Origin of the sequence: Microcoleus sp. M2_D5 (genome assembly GCF_036701935.1) — a bacterium.
Taxonomy (GTDB): domain Bacteria; phylum Cyanobacteriota; class Cyanobacteriia; order Cyanobacteriales; family Microcoleaceae; genus Microcoleus.
The window spans coordinates 32269-52852 of sequence record NZ_JAUBRP010000012.1; the positions used below are offsets into that span (position 1 = coordinate 32269).

Sequence of the window (20584 nt, forward strand, 5' to 3'; positions counted from 1 at the left end):
TCAATTGAGTAGGAAAGATTGGAAATTGAGCAAGATTTTTCGCTATCAGCTATTAGCGATAGCGATCGCCTGTTGCGTTTTGGCGATCGCTTTTTCGGTGCCCGCCGTTGCAGCCCCGCCACTGCAACCAATTAGTATCAATCAATTGCAAGCGAGTGAATTGGAGTCGATCGCCTTTGACGCTCAAATCTGGGGCGAAAATGGCAAACCGGGCGATAAACAATTGCTGTTAAGGTCGATCGACCACAGCCTCCGCTATCTCAATACATCAGCCGCCGCCGCTGCTTACAGCCGCTATCCAGTAGCAGGAGTTACGCGCGATCGAGTCCGCCGTTCCCTCGATCGATTCCGCCAATTAGTTGTCAGTTCCACAACCCCAGCACAACTTCAAGAATCTGTCAAGCGCGAATTTGTATTTTACAAATCCACGGGCAAAGATGGCAAAGGAACAGTCGCATTTACAGGTTATTTCGAGCCGACTTACGCAGCCTCTCGCACGCCTAATTCCGAATACCGTTATCCCCTGTACCGGATGCCGCCAAACATGGCCTCTTGGCCGAAACCTCACCCGACAAGATTGCAATTAGAAGGCGCAGATGCTTTGCAGGGAAGTAAAGGATTGCTGCGAGGATTAGAATTAGTTTGGTTGCGCGATCGATTCCAAGCATTTCTCGTGCACGTCCAAGGTTCTGCGAGATTGCAGCTAACAGATGGTAGCGAGATGACCGTCGGTTTTGCAGGCAAAACCAGTCACAGTTATACAGGAGTTGGACGAGAATTAGTTAAAGACGGAAAGTTTACTTTAGAAGAGTTAACTTTGCCGAAACTAAGGGAATATTTTACCAACTTTCCCGCAGATATGAACAAATATTTGCCAAAAAATGAAAGCTTTGTATTCTTCCGGGATAGTAATGGAGCTCCAGCCACAGGAAGCATTGGAGTGCCAGTAACTGCCGAAAGGTCGATCGCCACCGACAAAGCCTTAATGCCCCCCGGCGCACTAGCATTAATTAGTACAAAACTCCCTTATCCGAATGCGGCAGGACAACTCGAACAAAATGCCGTGAATCGGTACGTTTTGGATCAAGATACTGGCGGTGCAATCAAAGGTGCGGGGAGAGTTGACGTATTTATGGGAACGGGGGATTTAGCGGGCGATAGGGCCGGTTATATCAACTCAACAGGAGAACTGTATTATCCGCTTTTAAAGTAGGAACAAAGCGAGTGGCCAGAAACCGGGTTTTTACGAAAAATATTCGCGATAATCCGCAGATTAGGAAAAAACCCGGTTTCTTCGATATTCACTCTATCTACGGTATTTGGTAATATGGGTTAGTTGGTTGGGTAGGGGCGGGTTTATCAATATTTGGAATGGGAATTATAGATGGTTTGCGAACCCGCCCCTACGGTATTTGATAATAAAATAATACATCTAAAATAGCAAAATTGGTAGGGCGGGTTAGCCGAAATTTATATCATCAAATAGCAGAATTCATCAAGCCGCCCCACCCATCCCAGATACTCAAACACCCGCCCCTTTCCCATCGCAGATACCGACAAACCTGTCCGCATTCGTATAAAATAGAAACAACCCAACCCATCCCCACAAATGCTAAACAAAATTTGGCAATTCCTCAAACGACTCATCCAGCGCCTATTAGGAACCGCACCCCCACCACCGCCACCACCACCTGCGCCCCGCCCAACCTTAACTGACGCGGAATACGAGTCGAAATTCATGGAAATTCTGGAAGGGGTGAATGCCGGCTGGAGTCGAGGGGATGTAGCGGGATTCTTAATCGCAAAAGGCCTTAAAGATGGTGAATTGGCGGCTTGGCTGCGACGGTTTGGGACTCGATTGTTAGAGGGCGAACATGATGGCACTGCTGCTACGGATGCGGTGGCATCGCTTCAGGAATTGGCGCAGCGGCTGGTATTGTTAGGTAGAATTGGCAGCGGGGAATTGTCAGAGGTTGCGAGGCAAATTGGGCGGGAGATATTGACACGGTTTCCGCTGCCGGAGGTTGAGGAGGAGGAGACAAAGGGGAGGGTGATTGAGGCGGTGTTTGTTGGGGATGGTTTGGGTTTTTCTGGGGAAGTGAACCGCAGAGGCGCAGAAGCTGTGGAGGCAGAATCGGAAGTTAATGTAGAGGCGAAAGCGTGGTGCGAGAGGGGGAATGAGCAGTATAATTTAGGAAGATTTGAAGAGGCGATCGCATCTTACAACCAGGCAATTGCTCTCCAACCAGACTACCACGATGCTTTGCACAACCGAGAGGTAGCGCAACGTAGGTTAGGCGAAATTCAATAGGCGAACTCGCTTTTATCCATAATTTTTGCTAGGAATTGCGATCGGTATGATAGTATTGAGTATTTAGCTCAGTTTTCGTCGCTAGTTATTATACACTAAAATAGGAGTTGGAGGATTTAAATCCTCACTAGAAACTTAATTGATAAGGTGCACAATCAGCAGCCTAAAATATGTTTATCCTATGAGGATTAATCCCAAATCCTTGCATCTCAAACCCAAATCGAATGACACAAGTAATCGGCATTGACTTAGGCGGAACCGCAATTAAACTCGGCAGATTTAGCGAAGATGGCATTTGTCATCTATCCTTAACTGTTCCAACCCCTCAACCGGCAACGCCAGAAGCCGTTTTAGCTGCGATGACCGATGCTATTTTACAACTGAATCCGGTCGAAAATGCTGTAAGTGCGATCGGCATCGGCACTCCAGGCCCCGCAGACGCCGCAGGCCGCATAGCGAGAGTAGCAATTAACCTCAAAAACTGGCATAACGTCCCCCTAGCTGACTGGTTAGAAGCTAAAACCGGCCTGCCCACAATATTAGCAAATGATGCCAACTGTGCCGGATTGGGAGAAGCTTGGCTGGGCGCAGGAAGGCACTTTAAAGACCTAATTTTAATAACTTTAGGTACAGGAGTCGGCGGTGCAGTTATCCTAGACGGCAAACTATTTGCAGGCCATCAAGGCGCGGCTGGAGAACTAGGATTGATTGCCATAAATCCCGACGGCCCGGAGTGCAACAGCGGCAATCGCGGTTCTTTAGAACAGTACGTTTCGGTGCAAGCAATTCGCCGAGAAACGGGTTTGGAACCTCTAGAATTAGCCGATTTAGCTAAGTCTGGAGATGCCAAAGCTTTAGAATATTGGCAAAATTACGGGCGTTATCTGGGTATCGGTTTGGCAAGTATAATTTATATTTTAACGCCGGAAGCTATTATTATCGGCGGCGGAATTAGTGCTGGTGCAGAGTTTTTCTTACCGAAGGTTAAAGCCGAAATTGAGCAACGTGTACTGCCGAGTTCTCGCGAAGATTTGCAGTTATTGGTTGCTGAATTGGGCAATCAAGCAGGCATGGTAGGGGCAGCCAAGTTAGCGTGGCAGCTTGTTCAATAGTTAAAATTTAAAAAAGCAGCGCATTTTACTGCGCTTTTTTCATATCTAAACTTAGGGTACAACCTAACGATCGCGAATTAAATAACTTACAATTTTAATTGTTATTGTGGGATGGGCCTAAGAGCCCGTCCTTAAAAGACGGGCTCTTAGGCCCATCCCACTTTCAAGAGTGGAAGTTATTTAATTTTCATTCCTAAGCACCTTACAAAAAAAAAAATAAAATGAATGTTAATATCTACTAAAAATAGTCTTGCTTCCTCCTTCATTGTTCATGCTTCTAACTCATGACTAATGACTAACAACTAACGACTAATGACTACTGACTAATGACTACTGACTGCTTCATGGCAGAGATTGCCCAGTCGTATTTTTAATGTATTCCTGAATTTCTTGATAAGCGTCCGGGTTGCTTTGGCGGAGGATAATAATATTAGTTGCGCTGTCAGGCAAGCAAAAGCTTAGCCGACCGTTCTGTTCGCAAGCAAAAGAGCTAATTCGACTCATATCGATCGCAAATTCTTTGCGGTCATAATGAATTTTAATCCACGAACCTCTCGAATTGCGATCGATGGTTTTTTTGAGGTAATCGAGAACTTGCTTGTAAGCCTCATAATTGCCTTGGGGATTGAGGATAATCGGCTGACTGCTATTAGGCAGCCAAAAGGTGAGACGCTTGTTATCCAGTTCGCTAGAAAAAGCACTAATAGTGTCAAGGTCAATTATGTATGTACTTTTCTCATAAGTAATTTTGCTCCAATAAGCCACAAAGCCTCCTCAAACCTGTGTTTCCTGGTATTTTAGGATAGTTTGACAACTCCTACCATTTTAGATTTTAGATTTTAGATTTTAGATAGGGCATGACTGATGACTATCGGGGTTGGGAAGTTGCCTAAAGTTGCATTTTTTTGGGAAACTGGTATCACCCTTGAAATCCGTAAAAAGTTAAGTAAAAATATCAGATTTTTACCTTCTGCCTTCTGCCTTCCGCCTTCTCCCTTGCGGTACTAGCCCCCCAGCCCTAGTATAGGGGTTGGGGGGTGAGGTCTTTCACTCGTTGAGAATGCTGCCCGATATCTAGTCCGATAAGTGCAACCCCTATCAAATCCTATTGGTCTGTTGGGCGGGTTTTGTAATGTCGATTGTCGGGGCGATTTGAATATTGTGTACTCTGAACCGCCCCTACAGACCTCTAATATATCAGAACTAATCGATCGCACATGATATGAGATCAGTTTGCTGCAACTTTCTCGGCCACCAAGTCGCGACCCTCATCTTCTAAAACATCCTGCTTTCCCTGGATGCTAGCGGCCTGGATAAACCCTTGAAACAATGGGTGGGGGGCGCTAGGTCGAGATTGGAATTCGGGGTGAAATTGGCAGGCTATGAAAAAGGGATGGTTGGGAAATTCGATCATTTCTACCAATCGGCCGTCTGGAGATGTACCGGACACTGCATAACCTGATTCTAAGAAAAGATTGCGGTAGGCGTTGTTAAATTCGTAGCGATGGCGGTGCCGCTCGTAAATCACTTCTTTCTGATAAAGTTTGAAAGCTAGCGTGTCTGGGTTGACACGGCACGGATACAAACCCAGTCGCATTGTACCGCCCAAATCGACTACATCTTGCTGTTCTGGCAATAAATTAATTACCGGATTTGCTGTATCTGGGTTAAATTCAGCGCTGTTGGCATCCTGTAGTTGGGCGATGTTGCGCGCCCATTCAATCACAGCACACTGCATCCCCAAACACAAGCCCAAAAATGGAATTTTGTTGTGTTTAGCATATTCGATCGCCGCTATTTTGCCGTCAACTCCCCGAACCCCAAAACCTCCGGGTACAAGAATGCCGTTGATATCTTTGAGATAATTATCGAGGTTTCCCGATTCTAAATCTTCTGAGTTAATCCAGTGTAAATTCAGGTCGCAGCCGATCGCAATTGCCGCGTGCCGCAAAGCTTCGACTACTGAAAGATAAGCATCGTTCAACCGCACGTATTTGCCAACTAAAGCAATATCAATTTTGTGATTGGGACTGTAAAGCCTGTTGACTAAAGTTTGCCACTGATGCAAATCTGGCTGGCGATGTTCGAGTTGCAGCAAATTGAGCGTTTGTTGCGCCAAACCTTCCTGTTCCATCATCAGGGGTACTTCGTAGATACTTTTAGCATCTTGAGATGTGATGACGCATTCTTCCGGGACGTTGCAGAATTCCGACAATTTCTGTTTCATGCCCAAAGACAGCGGGCGATCGCACCGACAGACTAAAATATCTGGTTGAATGCCGATCGACCGCAATTCCTTCACCGAATGCTGAGTCGGTTTAGTTTTCATCTCTCCAGCCGAAGGAATCCAAGGTATCAGCGTCACGTGCATATACACAACATTTTGCCGCCCCACATCCTTGCGAAACTGGCGAATTGCCTCCAAAAACGGCAAAGATTCAATATCTCCCACCGTTCCGCCGATTTCCGTAATCACCACATCAGGATTAGTATTTTTTGCTACTCGGTGAATTCGATCTTTAATCTCGTTAGTGATGTGCGGAATCACCTGCACCGTGCTCCCCTGATACTCACCGCGGCGTTCTTTGTTGATCACCGCTTGATAAATGGAACCTGTGGTGACGCTATTGAGGCGAGACATGGAAGTATCGGTAAAACGCTCGTAGTGTCCCAAATCCAAGTCTGTTTCTGCACCGTCTTGCGTGACAAAGACTTCTCCGTGCTGAAACGGGCTCAGAGTGCCGGGGTCAACGTTAATATAGGGGTCTAGCTTCAAAATCGAGACAGAATAGTCCCGCGACTTTAATAGGCGGCCCAAGGAAGCACCGACAATTCCCTTGCCGATGCTGGAAACCACGCCACCAGTCACAAACACAAATTTGCTCATAGGATTTTCGACTTTAGATGTTTCAATGTCAGGTCAGACTCAAATGTGACATAGTTGACACTCCCGGTGCTAAAGCAGCGGGGATTCTTTGTTCGTAGACTCAACTTGCTCAGACAGGATTTCTCCAGCCAAAGTAGAGGTCGAATCTCCCAAAGCGTTCGGGTCTTTGACCCAAGTTCCGGTATGCCCTACCGTACTCAAGGCTAATTTCAGGATATTAATCGCAGCATTCCAATCCCTATCCATAACGAACCCGCATTCACAAACATGGGTTCTTACGGATAGGGTTTTTTTTACGATTGCACCGCAGTTAGAACATTTTTGCGAAGTATATGCTGGATTGACGGCAACCGTCACCCGGTCAAATTTTACTCCAAAATACTCCAGCCACTTCCTGAATAGATACCAACCCGCATCATTGATCGATTTGGCGAGACAGTGATTCTTTACTAAGTTTTTAATCCTCAAATCTTCGTAGGCGACCAAATCGTTAGATCGGATTACGCAACGCGCCAGTCTCTTAGCGTGTTCTTCGCGTTGCCTACTTATTTTGAGGTGTACTCTTCCTAATCGATTAATTGCTTTCTTGCGGTTGGCAGAGCCTTTCTTTTTACGAGAAACGCGGCGCTGTCGAAACTTTAACCGTTTCTCAGTGGTTCGATAAAACTGGGGGTTTGGTTCAGAGTGACCGTTAGAGTCTGTATAAAACTCTTTGAGCCCTACGTCCAAACCGAGTGTTTTACCAGTCGGCGTCGTATCTACTTCGTTTTCAGCACCGATCAAAAACTGAACGTAGTAACCGTCAGCGCGACGGATCAAGCGTACCCGTTTTATTTGATCGAGCTGGTAGAAGTTTAGATCCCACGTTCCTTTTAGTTTGAGCTTACCAATTCCTTTCTTGTCAGTGAAAGTGATTTGCTTGCGGGTTTCTGAAAGTTTCCAGCCGCTCACTTTATATTCAACTGAGCGACAGTTTTTCTTAAAAGTCGGATAACCTTTCTTTCCGGGAAGAGCTTTCTTGCAGTTGTCGTAAAACCGAGCAATTGCAGAATAAGCTCTCTCGACTGACGCTTGGCAAGCACTAGAATTCAAGGTTTTGACGAAAGGAAACTCTTCTCTGAGCGCAGTGCTGTGCCGATACAAGTCTTTTTGCCCAACACCTCGGTTATCCATCCAGAAACGGATGCACTTATTCCGAACGAACTGAGCAGTCCTAATTGCCTCGTCTATTGCTGCGTACTGATTTGGTTTTCCTTTCGCCTTGAATTCTAGAACGAACATCTTACGTGGAAAATCGCTACGCTAAGATACTAACACTAAGCCGTTCTAAAAGGATGGGGCTTTAGACCCAAGTTTTTGGTAATCCATAAGGGCAACCACGGGGGATTGCCCCCTACACCCATTTGACCAAATTATTGACGATTGTTATGTGCTTGCAACCAAGTTGTCAAATCTGACAAACTGGCAAAGTCTAATAGTGCCTCTCCTAGATTCTCTAATTGCTGAGCGGATAACTGAGCTATGCTGGTTTTGAACTCCGGCGACAGCAGGCCGACACTCCGCTCCAACTGACGAACAATTAATGTCACTTTTCCTTGTTTGATGCCTTGTTCGATGCCTTGTTCGATGCCTTGTTCGATGCCTTGTTCGATGCCTTGTTCGATGCCTTGTTCGATGCCTTGTCTGATTCCTTGTTCTATCCCGATTCTGGTAGCTTTGGTAATTGCACCGCGCTGGTCTTGAATAAAAATTTCTCGCCTTTCTAAATCCTCCAATTCATCAGGATCGAGATTTGCTTCATTGGCAATTGTAAAAGCTTTGCGGAGTTCCGGTACATTTCCCAACTCTTCCGGCACAGACCTTAACGTCCGAGCGGTTTTCATAAAATATATCCACTTATCAGTCAGAGTCTCTAATTCTGCTAAAGTCTTGTCAAATTTGGGCAACTCAACAAAGACAAATTCTAATTCATCCGCCAAATAATCGGCCAGATTGTTTTTTTCTTTGATACAAAACCGCGAAATTACTGTTTCCAGATGCTCAAACATTGGGAAATCTGTAATCGTCAACGCAATCACGGGATTTAAGAGGTTGTAGTTTTCTCCGCTTTTTAATTGCACTGAGTAAGCTTTGGTAGCATTGTATAAAATCCGCTTCTCAAAGGATTCTACATTCAATACCTGCATTTCAATTATCACAGTTTTGCTGCCACCAATTTTTGCTTTGACATCCAAGTAAGTATCTTTGACTCCTTTGATTTTGGGAGCTAAATAAGGGTCAAGAATTTCTAAATCTTCGATGACCGGCTGCGCTTCGTAGAGGATGGCATTTAAGAAGCTAATCAAAATGTCTTTGCTGTCAGCCGAGCCGAAGATTTTTTTAAATGCAAAGTCGGTTTTGGGGTTAATAAAATTCATGGCTTTTTCAATTTATTAGAGATTGAGAGGTTGAGGTTAGAGTTATTTAATTATTTAACTATCATACAATCTTCTAGGTTGGGTCGCGGACGATCGCCCCAACCGACTTCACCCAAATACGGATGCAAGCCCACAGCAGTCTAGACAAAAGTTCCACTCCCCCATGAGCGCCTGTAGAGTTAATCTAAAATCTAAAATCTAAAATCAGCCCTACGCGCTCAGTCATTTTTCCCAAAAAGCTAACTGAGGAACGTTTCGGCAATGGTAAAGTCATGGTAAACAAAGCACCTCAAGTCTGCTAAAAAAAAACAGCTATGAAGTTTGTCTGCGTTCTATCCCCTCAACGGTTGCTTTGTACTGGTATCGCATTGCTCGCAGCCATCGAGTGTGGCGTGTGGCTCGCTCCCAATGGGGCGCGGGCAAATGCTCTTGGGGAAAATTATTCGTCTGTGTCGCCGAAAATCCTCGCTAGTAACGATGTTAATTGCAATGGCGGACGATCGCCCGAAACTCCCTGTCCAGTCGGCGGTTTGTTCGTCAAAACTCCCAATACTGCCCCAGAACAAGTCTTTCCTCTCAAGCAGACGGAAGTTAAAGCCAAAATAGCTGGCAATATCTCCCGCGTCGAAGTTGTTCAGAAGTTTGAAAATCCTTTTCCAGAATCTATAGAAGCTGTTTATGTATTTCCTCTGCCCGACGAAGCGGCGGTGGATGACATGGAAATTAAAATAGGCTCACGAATTATTAAAGCTGATATCAAACGCCGCGAGGAAGCTTTGGAAATGTACGAACAAGCCAGAAAGCAGGGTCGGACTGCTGGTTTGTTGGAACAAGAACGATCCAATATTTTTACTCAGTCTCTGGCTAATATCAAACCGGGAGAAAAAATTGAAGTTACGATTCGCTACACCGAAAGTCTCAAGTTTGCCGGCGGCGATTACGAATTTGTGTTTCCAATGGTGGTAGGGCCGCGCTATATTTCGGGAAATTCGACCGATGCCGATCGCATTAACCCGCCTGTTTTGCCTCCGGGAACGCGATCGGGTCACAATATCGCTGTTTCGGTAGAAATAGATGCTGGAGTTGCGATCGGCGATGTCCGCTCTACTTCCCATCAAATTACAACTCACCGCAGCGGCAATATTGTGCAAGTCCAATTAGCCAATTCTGACACAATTCCCAATAAAGATTTAATTTTGCGCTATCGAGTGGCGGGCGAAAATACGCGCGCAACTGTCTTGACTCAATCCGACCAGCGGGGCGGTCATTTTGCTACTTATTTAATTCCGGCTTTCAACTACAAAACTAATGAAATTGTACCTAAAGATGTCGTGTTTCTGATGGATACTTCCGGTTCTCAAAAAGGCGAGCCAATAGCAAAATCTCAGGAGTTGATGCGCCGCTTTATTCAAGGGTTGAATCCCAACGATACTTTTACTATTATTGATTTTGCCAATACTACGCAAGCGCTTTCAACTACTCCTTTAGCGAATACGGCAGAAAATCGACAAAGGGCAATTAATTATATCGAAAAGTTGCAGGCTAACGGTGGCAGTGAACTGCTTAACGGCCTTCGAGCAGTGATGAATTTTCCGGCGGCGGCAACGGGAAGGCTGCGGAGTATTGTATTAATTACTGACGGTTACATTGGTAATGAAAATGAAGTGCTGGCTCTGGTTCAGCAGAGTCTGAAACCGGGAAATCGACTTTATAGTTTTGGTGTCGGGGGTTCGGTGAATCGGTTTTTGCTCAACCGTTTGGCCCAAGTGGGAAGAGGCACGTCTCAAGTAATTCGTCAAGATGAACCGTCGGCAGAAGCGACAGAAAAGTTTTTTCGTGAAATTAATCGTCCGGTATTGACTAATATTCAAATTAGTTGGGAAGGAGTGGGGGAAAAACCGGAGATTTATCCGATCGCACCCCCAGACTTGTTTGCGAGTGGGCCGCTGGTTTTGTTTGGCAAAAAGGCCGATCGAACTAACGGCCAACTTCGCATCCGCGGCACTCTTGCGGGCGGCAAAGCTTACGAGCAAGTTTTACCTGTTAATTTTGCTCGCTCCGGCTCTTCGCGACAGCGGGAGTCTACTTCAGTCTCCGCAACGGCTACGGATTTTGGCAATCCGGCGGTAGCTCAACTTTGGGGGCGATCGCGCATTAAAGATTTAATGAATCAAATGTTTGGTGGCGAGACTAAATCTCTGGTGGAAGCTGTGACTAATACTGCTCTGACTTATCGGTTGCTGTCGGAATACACGGCTTTTGTGGCTGTGAGCGAAGAAGTGCGAGTGGAACCAGATGGATCTCGCCGCCGCGTGCAAGTGCCTGTGGAATTACCGCAGGGTGTCAGCTATGAGGGTATTTTCGAGTCGGGAGCGGCAGAGCCAACTAGGGGCGGCACTCGCAGCGTTACCTCGACTCGCAACTCGGCACCGGTGAGTCCAGCTCCTGCTATGGCGCCGCAGCAAGGTTACGGTGAGTTGCAACGTCCGAAGCCTTTGGCTTCTCGCCTCCAAGTAGTTAGCGCCGAAGGGTTGGATGCCGGGGCGATCGCCGCTTTGACTCAATACCTGCAATCTGTTAATCTCCCGGCGGGGGTTAGCGGTGAAACGGTGTGGGAGTTATCGGTACAAGACGGCAGCGTTGCCCGATTGGCTATCGACACTCAAACCTCGACGCTGCAAGCAACAGACGCCCTAGAGACTCTCAACAGGGCCTTGAGTTCCTGGCAACCTCCTGCAGGATTCAAGGGCACGCTGCGCCTGAAGTTGCGAATTACGGTCGAGCCTTAAGCAACGAGTATCTATGTCAAGAAACATTAACTTTTAATTCAAAAATACCGAAAGTGCGATCGCTACCGCGCGGAAGATATAAAATCTTTATTAAGAGATTGCCTTTAAACAGAAAGTGATGTTAATGAAATTTATACCGTTTGAGGCAAACGCTAAAACAGTTTCCTTTCTGAAACAGTTTCCTTTCTGAAACAACCTTAACAGTAAAGATTTCTGGATCGAAACCCCACAATCATAGAAGGTATGATGCCCTATGGAAGTTAGCGAACTGCTCAACAATTACGAAAAAGGAGAAAGAGACTTTACTGGAGCCGACCTCAGCGGGAAAGACCTCAGCGGAGCAATCTTAATCGGAGTCAACCTTTCGCGAGCTAATCTTTCCGGAGCGAACCTCAGTAGGGCGTTTCTCACCAAAGCAACACTCAAAGATGCACAGATGCACAGAACCAATCTGAGTTTTGCCAAAATGGGTGAAACCCAACTCTCTGGTGCAGATTTGACAAAAGCTAATTTGAGTGGAGCTTTTTTGGTAAAAGCAAAAATGCCCAAGGTAAAGTTAAGCGGCACAACTTTAACTGGCGCCAACCTGCGGGGTGCTGTGTTGTGGAATGCCAATTTGTGCAGCGCCGACTTGCAATTAGTTAACTTGCTGGGCGCGAATCTGACGGGAGCTAATTTTAAGTGGGCCAACCTTTACGGTGCAAGGCTCAATAGTGCAAAACTTTTTGGAGCTCAATTAACCGGAGTCAGTCTGCGGCGAGCGCAGTTGACAGGGGTGAATCTCTGCGGTGTAGATTTGAGCGGCGTCAACGTGAGCGAAGCTAAACTCATGGGAGCTAATTTGGAAGGCTCGAATTTGGCGGGGGCGAATTTCAGCGCGGCTCAGTTGCGTGGGGTGAAGTTGGCGGGTGCAAACTTAACCGGGGCTAAGTTGAGGGGAAGTTGTTTGAGAGGGGCAAATCTGAATTGGGCAAAGTTGTGTCAAGCAGATTTGATATCAGCAGATTTGAGCGAGGCGACGTTAATAGGAGCTAATTTAGATAATGCTTTGCTGGCGGGAGCTATTTTGCCGGATTCTACTAGGCGCTATTTTTCCTTAGCTGGGGCTGGCAGAGTCAATTCTTGGGAAGTTAATGAGATTAACGGTTGATTGTTGACTGTTGACTGTTGACTGTTGACTGTTGACTGTTGACTGTTGACAATCAAGCATCCAGGATACAAGCTCCCGAATTTATCTCGCGCAAGTCAATGCTTCAATTCTTCAATCTAAAATCTAAAATCTAAAATCTAAAATCGATTGACTGTTCACTGATTACTATGACAATTAATTTTGGGGTGGTGCTGGTAACTGCGGCATCGGAGGCGGAAGCGGAGAATCTAGCGAAATCTCTAGTTGAAAACAAGCTGGCTGCTTGTGTGAGTTTGTCACCAATTCGCTCGATTTATAGTTGGCAAGGCGAGATTCATTCCGAGTCAGAGTGGCAGTTGCTGATTAAAACGGATTTGGCTAAATTTGAGGCTTTAAAAACAAAAGTTCAGGAACTCCATTCCTATGAAGTTCCCGAAATTATTGCTATTCCTATTATCGCTGGCAGCGATGCTTATCTCAATTGGCTGGGACAATCTTTAAGTTTGCAGTCAAGATTTTAGTCCTAAATTATCCAATGAAGAGAGACGGAATTCCCTACTAAAAATGGTCAGAAACCTAGGAATTATGACTGGTAGGGCCGATGACGCCGACTTTGTGGCGAAAACTTAGTTCGCCGCCGAACCAGCCTGTAACGCCCAGCAAAGTTGCCACGACGATCGATATTGCTAAACCTGTATATACGATCGGCTCAGCCGGATTTCCTTGGCGCAACAGCAAGTTAATCAGGGTAAGTACCATAACCGCCACATTGCCGCCCATGTGCAACCAACCGGCACTGCGATCGCGCACTCTTTTAACTTTGAAAAAATCTAAAAAGCCCGTGATTGCGGCCAAAATCCCCGCAGCAAAACCGACACCCATTAGCCAAACCGAAGCTCTCGCCCAAAACGGATCGCTTGTCAACCAATAACCGATGTCCGCGCCGGCGGCTCCTACTAAAAAAGCTACTGGAAAGATGACGATTACGGGGTGGAGCGGATGACCTGCAACTGAAACTGTACTTGTAATGCCAGCATCGCGGTACTCTGTGTCGTCACTTTCGAGAATCGGCGGAATATTGGGATAAGGCGTACTATTTCTGGGATTTGTTTCCATGATTTCTACGATAACTTTTGTACAACAAAGCCGTTTTTATTGGATTGAACTTAATCCCAAACCCGTTCGCCATTTTCGTCAACGCGGGCCTGCCTAATTACGTCAGAAATTTCCTCAGCGTCTTTGACGTGGTGCAAAGCTTTCTTTTCCCCATCGGGTTCTTCGACGATCACATAAGTTGGAACTGTAACTACATCTCCCACGATGTCGGGTACGTGGTCTACCGCCAGTTGCTGCGCTTTTTCTTCAATGGTTTGCGGTTTGTCGGAAATACGATCGCCCGGATTGACCGTGCGCTCCATATCTTTGCCTGGTTTGTCGATACTCATAAAAACCTCTCTGGTATTTCTAATTTTTTGCTGACTCTAATTCATACTATTGAACGAAAAATCTCTCTACGCAAACATCTCCCGACGGGTGGAAGTTTCAGTTAGGGCGATCGCAGGCAGCCTCTACCTACAGGAAGAGGCTTTGCGGCTTGTTCCAAAAAAACCTAAGCTAAAATCGAAGCACGATTTTTTCCTTCCCTTTGAGTTGCCCATGAAAAGTTACGATTGGATTGTTGTCGGCGGCGGTATTACGGGTGCGTCACTGAGTTACGAACTTGCCAAAAAAGGTTTTGCTGTGCTGCTTTTGGAACGAGATGCTACCATGCAAAATGCTACTCGTTTTAGTTATGGCGGCTTGGCTTATTGGTCGGGAACGACTGATTTAACGCGGCAATTGTGTCGGGAAGGTATCGAACGCCACCGCAATTTATCAGCCCAATTAGATGCTGAGACTGAGTTTCGCGAGTTGGATTTGTTGCTGACAATTGATGCAGGCTCCGATGTCGAAAAAGTGGCGGCTAATTACGCGCATTTTGCAATTGTTCCGCAGCTTCTGAGTGTTGCAGAAGCTGGCGAGTTGGAACCTTTGCTGAATAAAAGTGCGATCGCCGGAGCTCTGACTGTGCGTCACGGTCACATTTCGCCGACTGCCACAAATAAAGCTTATTGTCAAGGGTTTCTGCGGTTGGGAGGAACTAGAGAATTTGCTGAAGTAATTGGGTTTATAGAAGAGGGAAATCGGATTTCGGGAGTTAAGACGGCACAGGAAAGTTATGCTTGCGAAAATACGGTTATTTGTGCTGGAGGTTGGAGTCGGAGTTTGCTGAAAGCCGCTGGTGTTTCTGTGGGAGTTTATTTTACTCGCACGGAGATTTTGGAAACTTCACCTGTGGATTTGGAACTCAGAACTTTGGTGATGCCTGCGGTATTAAAACGTTTTGAATTGGAAGCTGAATCGAGTAGAATTGAGGTGGATTTTCTTTGGGATGAACCGGGTAAAGAGTTGCTGTCGCCGATTTTAGATTCGGGTGCAATTCAGTTTAATGATGGCAGTTTGCGGATCGGGCAATTGTCGCGCACTTTGAGCGATTTGAATGCTAAAGTCGATCGCGAAACCAGCGAAACGGCAATTCGTGCAGGCATCGGCAAAGTTTTGCCTGATTTGGCAGGTTTACCTGCAACTTGGCACGAGTGTAGTGTGGCATTTAGCGCTGATAATTTGCCTGTAGTGGGGCCGATTGCCGATCGCCCCGGATTGCACGTTTTTTCGGGTCTCAGCAATCCTTTGACTATTGTACCTGCTTTAGCTGAGCGATTTGCTAATTGGGCGGGGGGAGAAGAAGATAGGGCGATCGAGCTTTTGTCTCCCAATAGATTTGCTTAAAAATGATATCATGTCCGGCCTGATTGAGACTTGTATTAATTTTGTAGGGGCGGGTTCACTAACAATAATTGCCTGTAATCTACAATCTCATAAACCCGCCCCCCCGATACTTTTATCTCCTCTCCGTTGAATTGTCCGCGATGAAATTCTGTCGCGTGGTGGGGGCGGGTTTATGTAGATTGTTAGTCTGGATTATAGATTGTTGGTGAAACCCGCCCCTACAAGTATTGTGCTTATTTTACCGGACATGACTACTGACTACTGACTACTAACTACTAACTAAAAAAGGCAGGGTGATAATAAATGTAGTACCTTTGCCGATCGCACTTTCCACACTTATTGTACCGCCGTGCAGGTCAACAATGTGTTTGACAATGCAAAGTCCCAAACCCGATCCTTTAATGTTGCCTACATTAGCACCCCGTTCAAACTGCTGAAATAGTTTTTCTTGATATTCCGCTGTCATCCCAATTCCCTCGTCTCGAACGCACAAAATTATTTGTTGGTTTTCGCAGCTTAAGTCTAAACTTACCTTGCCACCGTTCGGAGAATATTTAATAGCGTTGGAAAGCAAATTAGTCAGAAGGTGGTGCAGTAATTTTGCATCAAGATTGGCGTGCAGCGGGTTTGTGTGACTGCAGAAATGTATTAGGTGTTTGTCGGTGACGATAGGTTGCAGTTCTTCTAAAATAGAATTGCATAAATCCGTCGCATTAATCCGATTTAAATTTAAAGAATTTTTTCCTGATTCGGCTTTGCTAAGCATTAAAATATCTTCCAGCAGCCCGCTCATATTACTGACTGCTTTTTTAATGCGATCGACATTTTTATGGGTAGTTCCGGGGCTTCTATGCAAGTCGCTATCTTCTAGCATTTCAGCCGACAATTGTATGGTAGTTAAAGGAGTGTTTAAATCGTGGTAAGCCATTGAAATAAAGCGGGATCTATCTTCATTTTTTTCTGCTGCTAAAGCCATTATTTTTTTGAGACTAACTGCTTCTTGATGTTTGCTCAGTGCTATCTTGATAGTGGCGTGCATTTCTCTTTCTTTAAAGGGCTTTAGCAGGTAGCCGTAAGAACCGGTATTTTCGGCTCGCTGCAAAGTTTCGTCGTCAGCATAGGCAGTTGTATAGATAATTGGTATATCTAATTCTTGATGAATTATTGCTGCTGTTTCTATGCCGTCAATGTCGCCTTTGATAACTATGTCCATTAAAATTAAATCGGGTCTTAGTTCGCGGGCGCGCTGGATGGCATCCGCTCCTGAAGAAACGATATCGGCGATTAGATATCCCAATTTTTCTAGTTTTGGGGATAAACTTTTAGCAATTAATAGTTCATCTTCAACAATTAAAATATTAATTGGCTTTTCGACCAAGCTCATATTGTTACAATCTTTGACAGTAGTTTAACTCGTTAAATCTTAAGTGAAATGATGTTCCCAATTCTCTGGATATTTCGATGGTTCCTTCTAACTGCTCGGTTAAAGTGCAGACAACTTGAAACCCCATTGAGTGAGTTTTACGAAAATCTAACTTTTCAGGAAAGCCAATGCCGTTGTCCTTAACTAAGAGGTTGATTGCTCGATCGCCCGTTTGATAATAGCATTCTACACTAACTGTACCAGTTGTGCCATCAGGAAAAGCGTGTTTCAGCGTATTTGAAACCAATTCATTGGCAATTAAACCGCAGGGAGTAGCAGTTTCAAGATTTAGGGAAATTGGCTCAGCTAATACCTGCAACTGAATTTTGTTGTTGCTAATATTGTAAGAGTGAAACAAGTTACTTACCAAATCTTCAAGATATTCGCCAAAATTAATTTGCGCTAGGTTAGTCGATCGGTACAGTTTTTCGTGAATCAGAGCCATAGAATAAAGGCGATTCTGACTTTCTTCAAACATTTTGCTTACTTGGGGGTCGGCAACTGTGTTTGATTGCAATTCTAACAGACTGGCAACTACGCAGAGGTTGTTTTTGACGCGGTGGTGAATTTCTTTGAGCAAAATTTCTTTTTCTTTGAGAGAGTTTTTCAAATTTGCTTCCGCTTGTTTGCGATCGCTCAGTTCAGCTTGCAGTTGCTGGTAAAGTAGAGATTGCTGAATGGCGATCGCCAATTGATTCACCAACTGCTGAAATAAATTGATTTCCGATTCTTGCCACTCACGAGGGCGATCGCATTGGTGGGCAATCAGCAATCCCCAAAGTTGGCTGTGCTGAATAATCGGCACTACTAACTTTGCCCTAACTTGAATCTCTGTCATAAACTGGGCCACACAAGCTGTAAGGTAAGGAGAATCTAGTGCACAGATCGCAGAAACTCGCCCTTCCAGATAAAGCTGATAACTTTGGGCCGGAAAAGCCTCTTCGCCAAAACATCTATCCATCAATTGGCTGCATCCTTCTGCCACGGCTTCAGCAATGACTCGACCCCCGTTTTCGGGTAAAAGTTGATAAACCAAAACTCGATCGGCTAATAATACTTGCTGGAGTTCCGCAACCGTGGTGTTGAGAATTTCCTCTAATTGCAAAGACTGGCGGACGCGACGGGCGATCGCCTCTACAAGCCGTTCTTGCTCGAACTGCTGCCCCCTAGCGAGTTCGGCGTGTTTAGAATTGCTGATATCAGCAGCGTAACCAATAATTTCGAGCGGAATTCCCCTGCTGTCAACCAATAGTTTTAGTTCCGTCCTTAGCCAGCGGTAAATACCGTCTTGGTGTAGAAAACGGTACTCGCAAATGCAATTTTTATCCTCTGATAAACCACCAACATTTACTAGAAATTGTGACCGATCTTCAGGGTGAATTCGATTCGACCAAAATTTAGAATCGGCTAACACTTCTTGGGGTTCGTAGCCAACGATTGTCTGAACGTTGTCGCTGATGTAAGTAGTACAAAAGTCCCCCGTCGGTGCGGCTGTAAAAATGACCGCGGGATTAGAACCAAGTAAAAATTGCAGGCGTTCTTTTAACTGCTGAAATTCCATTTCTGCCCGCTTACGATAACTGATATCTTCGATCGCCCCCATGCTGTAGAGAGGAATGCCCTCGCGATCGCGGATCAGCGTCACCGTCAAGTTTGCCCACATCAGCTCTTTATTCTTCTTAATCAACCGTTTTTCCCTTTGGAAGCGAGAAATATGGCCCTCTACCAACTGCTTGACTTGCTCGACATCTGCGTGTATGTCTTCTGGATGCGTGAGTTCACTAAAAGTCATGCTAGCCAACTCCGAATCGCTGTAGCCCAACATCTGGCGGTGAGCTTCATTCACTTTGATCGTGCGGTAGTCGCGCACGCTTGCCAAACCAAGCGCGATCGGAGCATCGTCAAATAAGTTGCGAAACTTTTCCTCGCTCTTTTGCAGTGCAGCTTCTGCGTGTTTGCGAGCGGTAATGTCTCGGGCGACCCACATCACCCGATCGAGCTCCAGCGGCGAAATACTCGCATCAAACCAAAATAATTTGCAGCCAATTTCCATCCTGTATTCAACTCTGTGGGTTTCCCCAGATGCCAATGTTTGGCGAATGTGGGTCAGGGCAAAATTAGCTTCCGCTTCTGGGAAGATTTCGGCGAGGGTTTTGCCTAGCACTTCAGGAGCGGGTTTGTACAGCAGTTCGGGAGCCGTGGGGGCGATTTTGAGGTAGCGACCGCTTGCGTCGAAAACCAGCACGATATCCGTCATGGCGTTAAACAGCGCCAGCATTTCGGCTTCGGAGTTTTGGAGTTTTTCTTCGGTCAATTTGCGCTCGGTAATGTCGGTGTCAGTGCCAGTCAGGCGCAAGGCCTTGCCAGAAGCCGATCGGATCGCGCTGCCGCGGGCCAGTATCCAGCAGGTGCTGCCGTCTTTACGCAGCATCCGGTGTTCTACTTCAAAAATTTCTGTCACACCCTCTAGATAAGCATTTACTGCTTCGGCGACGGCAACTCGATCCTCGGGATGAACGTGAGACACCCAATCTTCCATGCGGTTGGGAATCTCTGCGTCCTGATAGCCCAACAAAGCTTTCAAAGACGGAGCAATGTAGATTTCGCCGGTTTCCAAATTCCAGTCCCAAACCCCCACTTTGCCCGCCGATACAGCCATTTCGTACCATTGTGTCCGCTGCTGGACTCGCATTTCTAACTCTGCATTGAGCTGCTGCAAAGCGATTTCTGCTTGTTTGAGATTTGTGACATCCCGGCCTGCTGCTTGATACTCGACGATTTGTCCGCTGTCGTCGAATATAGCCCGATCGATCCACTGCTGAGTGCGAACTTCCCCGCTCGGCAAAATGACTCGGTGTTCGCACGTAAAAACAGGCTTGTCGGGAGATAATAAATTATATTGCTCCAGAAAAGATTCTCGGTCTTCCTCTAAAATCAGCGACATGAAGCTGTTGCCGAGCAAGTCTTCTGGTTCCACGCCGAAATAGCGGCAGTAAGCTGGATTGACAAAAGTGATTTTACCGTCGGGGAGGTAGCGGCAAATCAGTTCGGTTTGGTCTTCCACAATCGCCCGGTAGCGCGCTGCGCTCTGCTGCAGGGCATTTTCGGCATTTTTGCGATCGCTGACTCGTTTTTCTCGTTCACAATTGCCGTCTAACAGTTCGGATTGTTCTTGCAGTTTTGCCACTTCTTGATGCAGTGTCTCGATCCAGCTATACATTGCTGGGCGAATCCTTTTTTCGCTGACTAAACCTACGAGCAGACCCCGTTCATCCACAATTGGCAAGCAATCGATCGAGTATTGACAAAATAGCTTAAATGCGGTAGTAATATCCGTAAATTCTGATTCTTTTAAGACAATTAAATTCCGCGTCATGGCGTCGGCAACTTTCATGCCTTGCCATCCGTATTCGGCCGCAGCTAAGTTGAGCACATCTTCCGGGCTTAGCAGTCCGACTAGCTGATTTTCATCGACAACTAAGACGCAACTAATCGATGCTTTTACAGTTGCGTTTGAGTCGGGCAATGCAGGTGAATTAGGCAGCGGGCAAGGGTCGATCGCCCGACGGATCAGGGCGATCGCATCTCCGAGGCAAGTGGAGGGCGCAACCGTCACAGGGTGGCGATCGACAGCTTCGTCGGGCGATCGTAAATTTGCCGACAAATTAGCAAGTTCCATTAGTCTTG

At 46.1% G+C, this 20584-nt stretch carries 15 protein-coding genes; 7 read left to right on the forward strand and 8 right to left on the reverse strand.

Annotated elements, in window-relative coordinates; genetic code table 11:
* Positions 1–4: 4 nt before the first annotated feature.
* The 3 genes from QUA50_RS07475 to QUA50_RS07485 all read left to right on the forward strand — a co-directional run bounded on the left by QUA50_RS07475 (position 5) and on the right by QUA50_RS07485 (position 3423).
* A complete protein-coding gene (locus QUA50_RS07475; protein ID WP_333262325.1) occupies positions 5–1213 on the forward strand; it encodes a murein transglycosylase A in 1209 nt (402 codons plus the stop codon).
* A 396-nt stretch (positions 1214–1609) separates the two neighbouring features.
* Entirely contained in the window at positions 1610–2311 is a 702-nt protein-coding gene (locus QUA50_RS07480; RefSeq protein WP_333262328.1) for a tetratricopeptide repeat protein, read from the forward strand.
* A 224-nt stretch (positions 2312–2535) separates the two neighbouring features.
* The gene (locus QUA50_RS07485) at positions 2536–3423 is read left to right on the forward strand and encodes an ROK family protein (protein ID WP_333262331.1); all 888 of its coding nucleotides are present in this window, start codon (positions 2536–2538) and stop codon (positions 3421–3423) included.
* A gap of 342 nt (positions 3424–3765) precedes the next feature.
* Here the strand turns inward: QUA50_RS07485 and QUA50_RS07490 are convergent, their stop codons facing one another.
* The 4 genes from QUA50_RS07490 to QUA50_RS07505 form a co-directional block, all read right to left on the reverse strand.
* Positions 3766–4188 (reverse strand): hypothetical protein, encoded by a 423-nt coding sequence (locus QUA50_RS07490; protein ID WP_333262334.1) that lies wholly within the window; start codon positions 4186–4188, stop codon positions 3766–3768.
* A gap of 463 nt (positions 4189–4651) precedes the next feature.
* On the reverse strand, positions 4652–6310 hold the full coding sequence (locus QUA50_RS07495) for a CTP synthase (protein ID WP_333262336.1): 1659 nt from the start codon (positions 6308–6310) through the stop codon (positions 4652–4654).
* Positions 6311–6379: 69 nt separating this feature from the next.
* A complete protein-coding gene (locus tag QUA50_RS07500) occupies positions 6380–7591 on the reverse strand; it encodes a transposase (protein WP_333262339.1) in 1212 nt (403 codons plus the stop codon).
* A gap of 131 nt (positions 7592–7722) precedes the next feature.
* Positions 7723–8727 (reverse strand): Rpn family recombination-promoting nuclease/putative transposase, encoded by a 1005-nt coding sequence (locus QUA50_RS07505; RefSeq protein ID WP_333262342.1) that lies wholly within the window; start codon positions 8725–8727, stop codon positions 7723–7725.
* Positions 8728–9041: 314 nt separating this feature from the next.
* Between QUA50_RS07505 and QUA50_RS07510 the strand changes: the two genes are divergently transcribed.
* From QUA50_RS07510 to cutA, 3 genes are all read left to right on the forward strand, one after another.
* On the forward strand, positions 9042–11516 hold the full coding sequence (locus tag QUA50_RS07510) for a VIT domain-containing protein (RefSeq protein WP_333262345.1): 2475 nt from the start codon (positions 9042–9044) through the stop codon (positions 11514–11516).
* Between the two features lie 253 nt (positions 11517–11769).
* Positions 11770–12666, forward strand: a complete 897-nt coding sequence (locus tag QUA50_RS07515; protein WP_333262347.1) for a pentapeptide repeat-containing protein — start codon at positions 11770–11772, stop codon at positions 12664–12666.
* 167 nt (positions 12667–12833) lie between these two features.
* Positions 12834–13166, forward strand: coding sequence for a divalent-cation tolerance protein CutA (gene cutA / locus QUA50_RS07520; protein WP_333262350.1), 333 nt, complete (start codon positions 12834–12836; stop codon positions 13164–13166).
* A 55-nt stretch (positions 13167–13221) separates the two neighbouring features.
* Here the strand turns inward: cutA and QUA50_RS07525 are convergent, their stop codons facing one another.
* A complete protein-coding gene (locus QUA50_RS07525; protein WP_333262352.1) occupies positions 13222–13761 on the reverse strand; it encodes a DUF2231 domain-containing protein in 540 nt (179 codons plus the stop codon).
* Positions 13762–13811: 50 nt separating this feature from the next.
* Positions 13812–14090, reverse strand: a complete 279-nt coding sequence (locus QUA50_RS07530; RefSeq protein WP_333262355.1) for a hypothetical protein — start codon at positions 14088–14090, stop codon at positions 13812–13814.
* Positions 14091–14301: 211 nt separating this feature from the next.
* Here QUA50_RS07530 and QUA50_RS07535 point away from each other — a divergent pair, with 211 nt between their 5' ends.
* Positions 14302–15474 (forward strand): FAD-binding oxidoreductase, encoded by a 1173-nt coding sequence (locus QUA50_RS07535; protein ID WP_333262455.1) that lies wholly within the window; start codon positions 14302–14304, stop codon positions 15472–15474.
* Between the two features lie 268 nt (positions 15475–15742).
* Here the strand turns inward: QUA50_RS07535 and QUA50_RS07540 are convergent, their stop codons facing one another.
* Together QUA50_RS07540 and QUA50_RS07545 are read right to left on the reverse strand one after the other, a co-directional pair.
* Entirely contained in the window at positions 15743–16858 is a 1116-nt protein-coding gene (locus tag QUA50_RS07540) for an ATP-binding protein (protein WP_333262357.1), read from the reverse strand.
* A gap of 4 nt (positions 16859–16862) precedes the next feature.
* A complete protein-coding gene (locus QUA50_RS07545; RefSeq protein WP_333262360.1) occupies positions 16863–20576 on the reverse strand; it encodes a PAS domain S-box protein in 3714 nt (1237 codons plus the stop codon).
* Between the last annotated feature and the right edge of the window lie 8 nt (positions 20577–20584).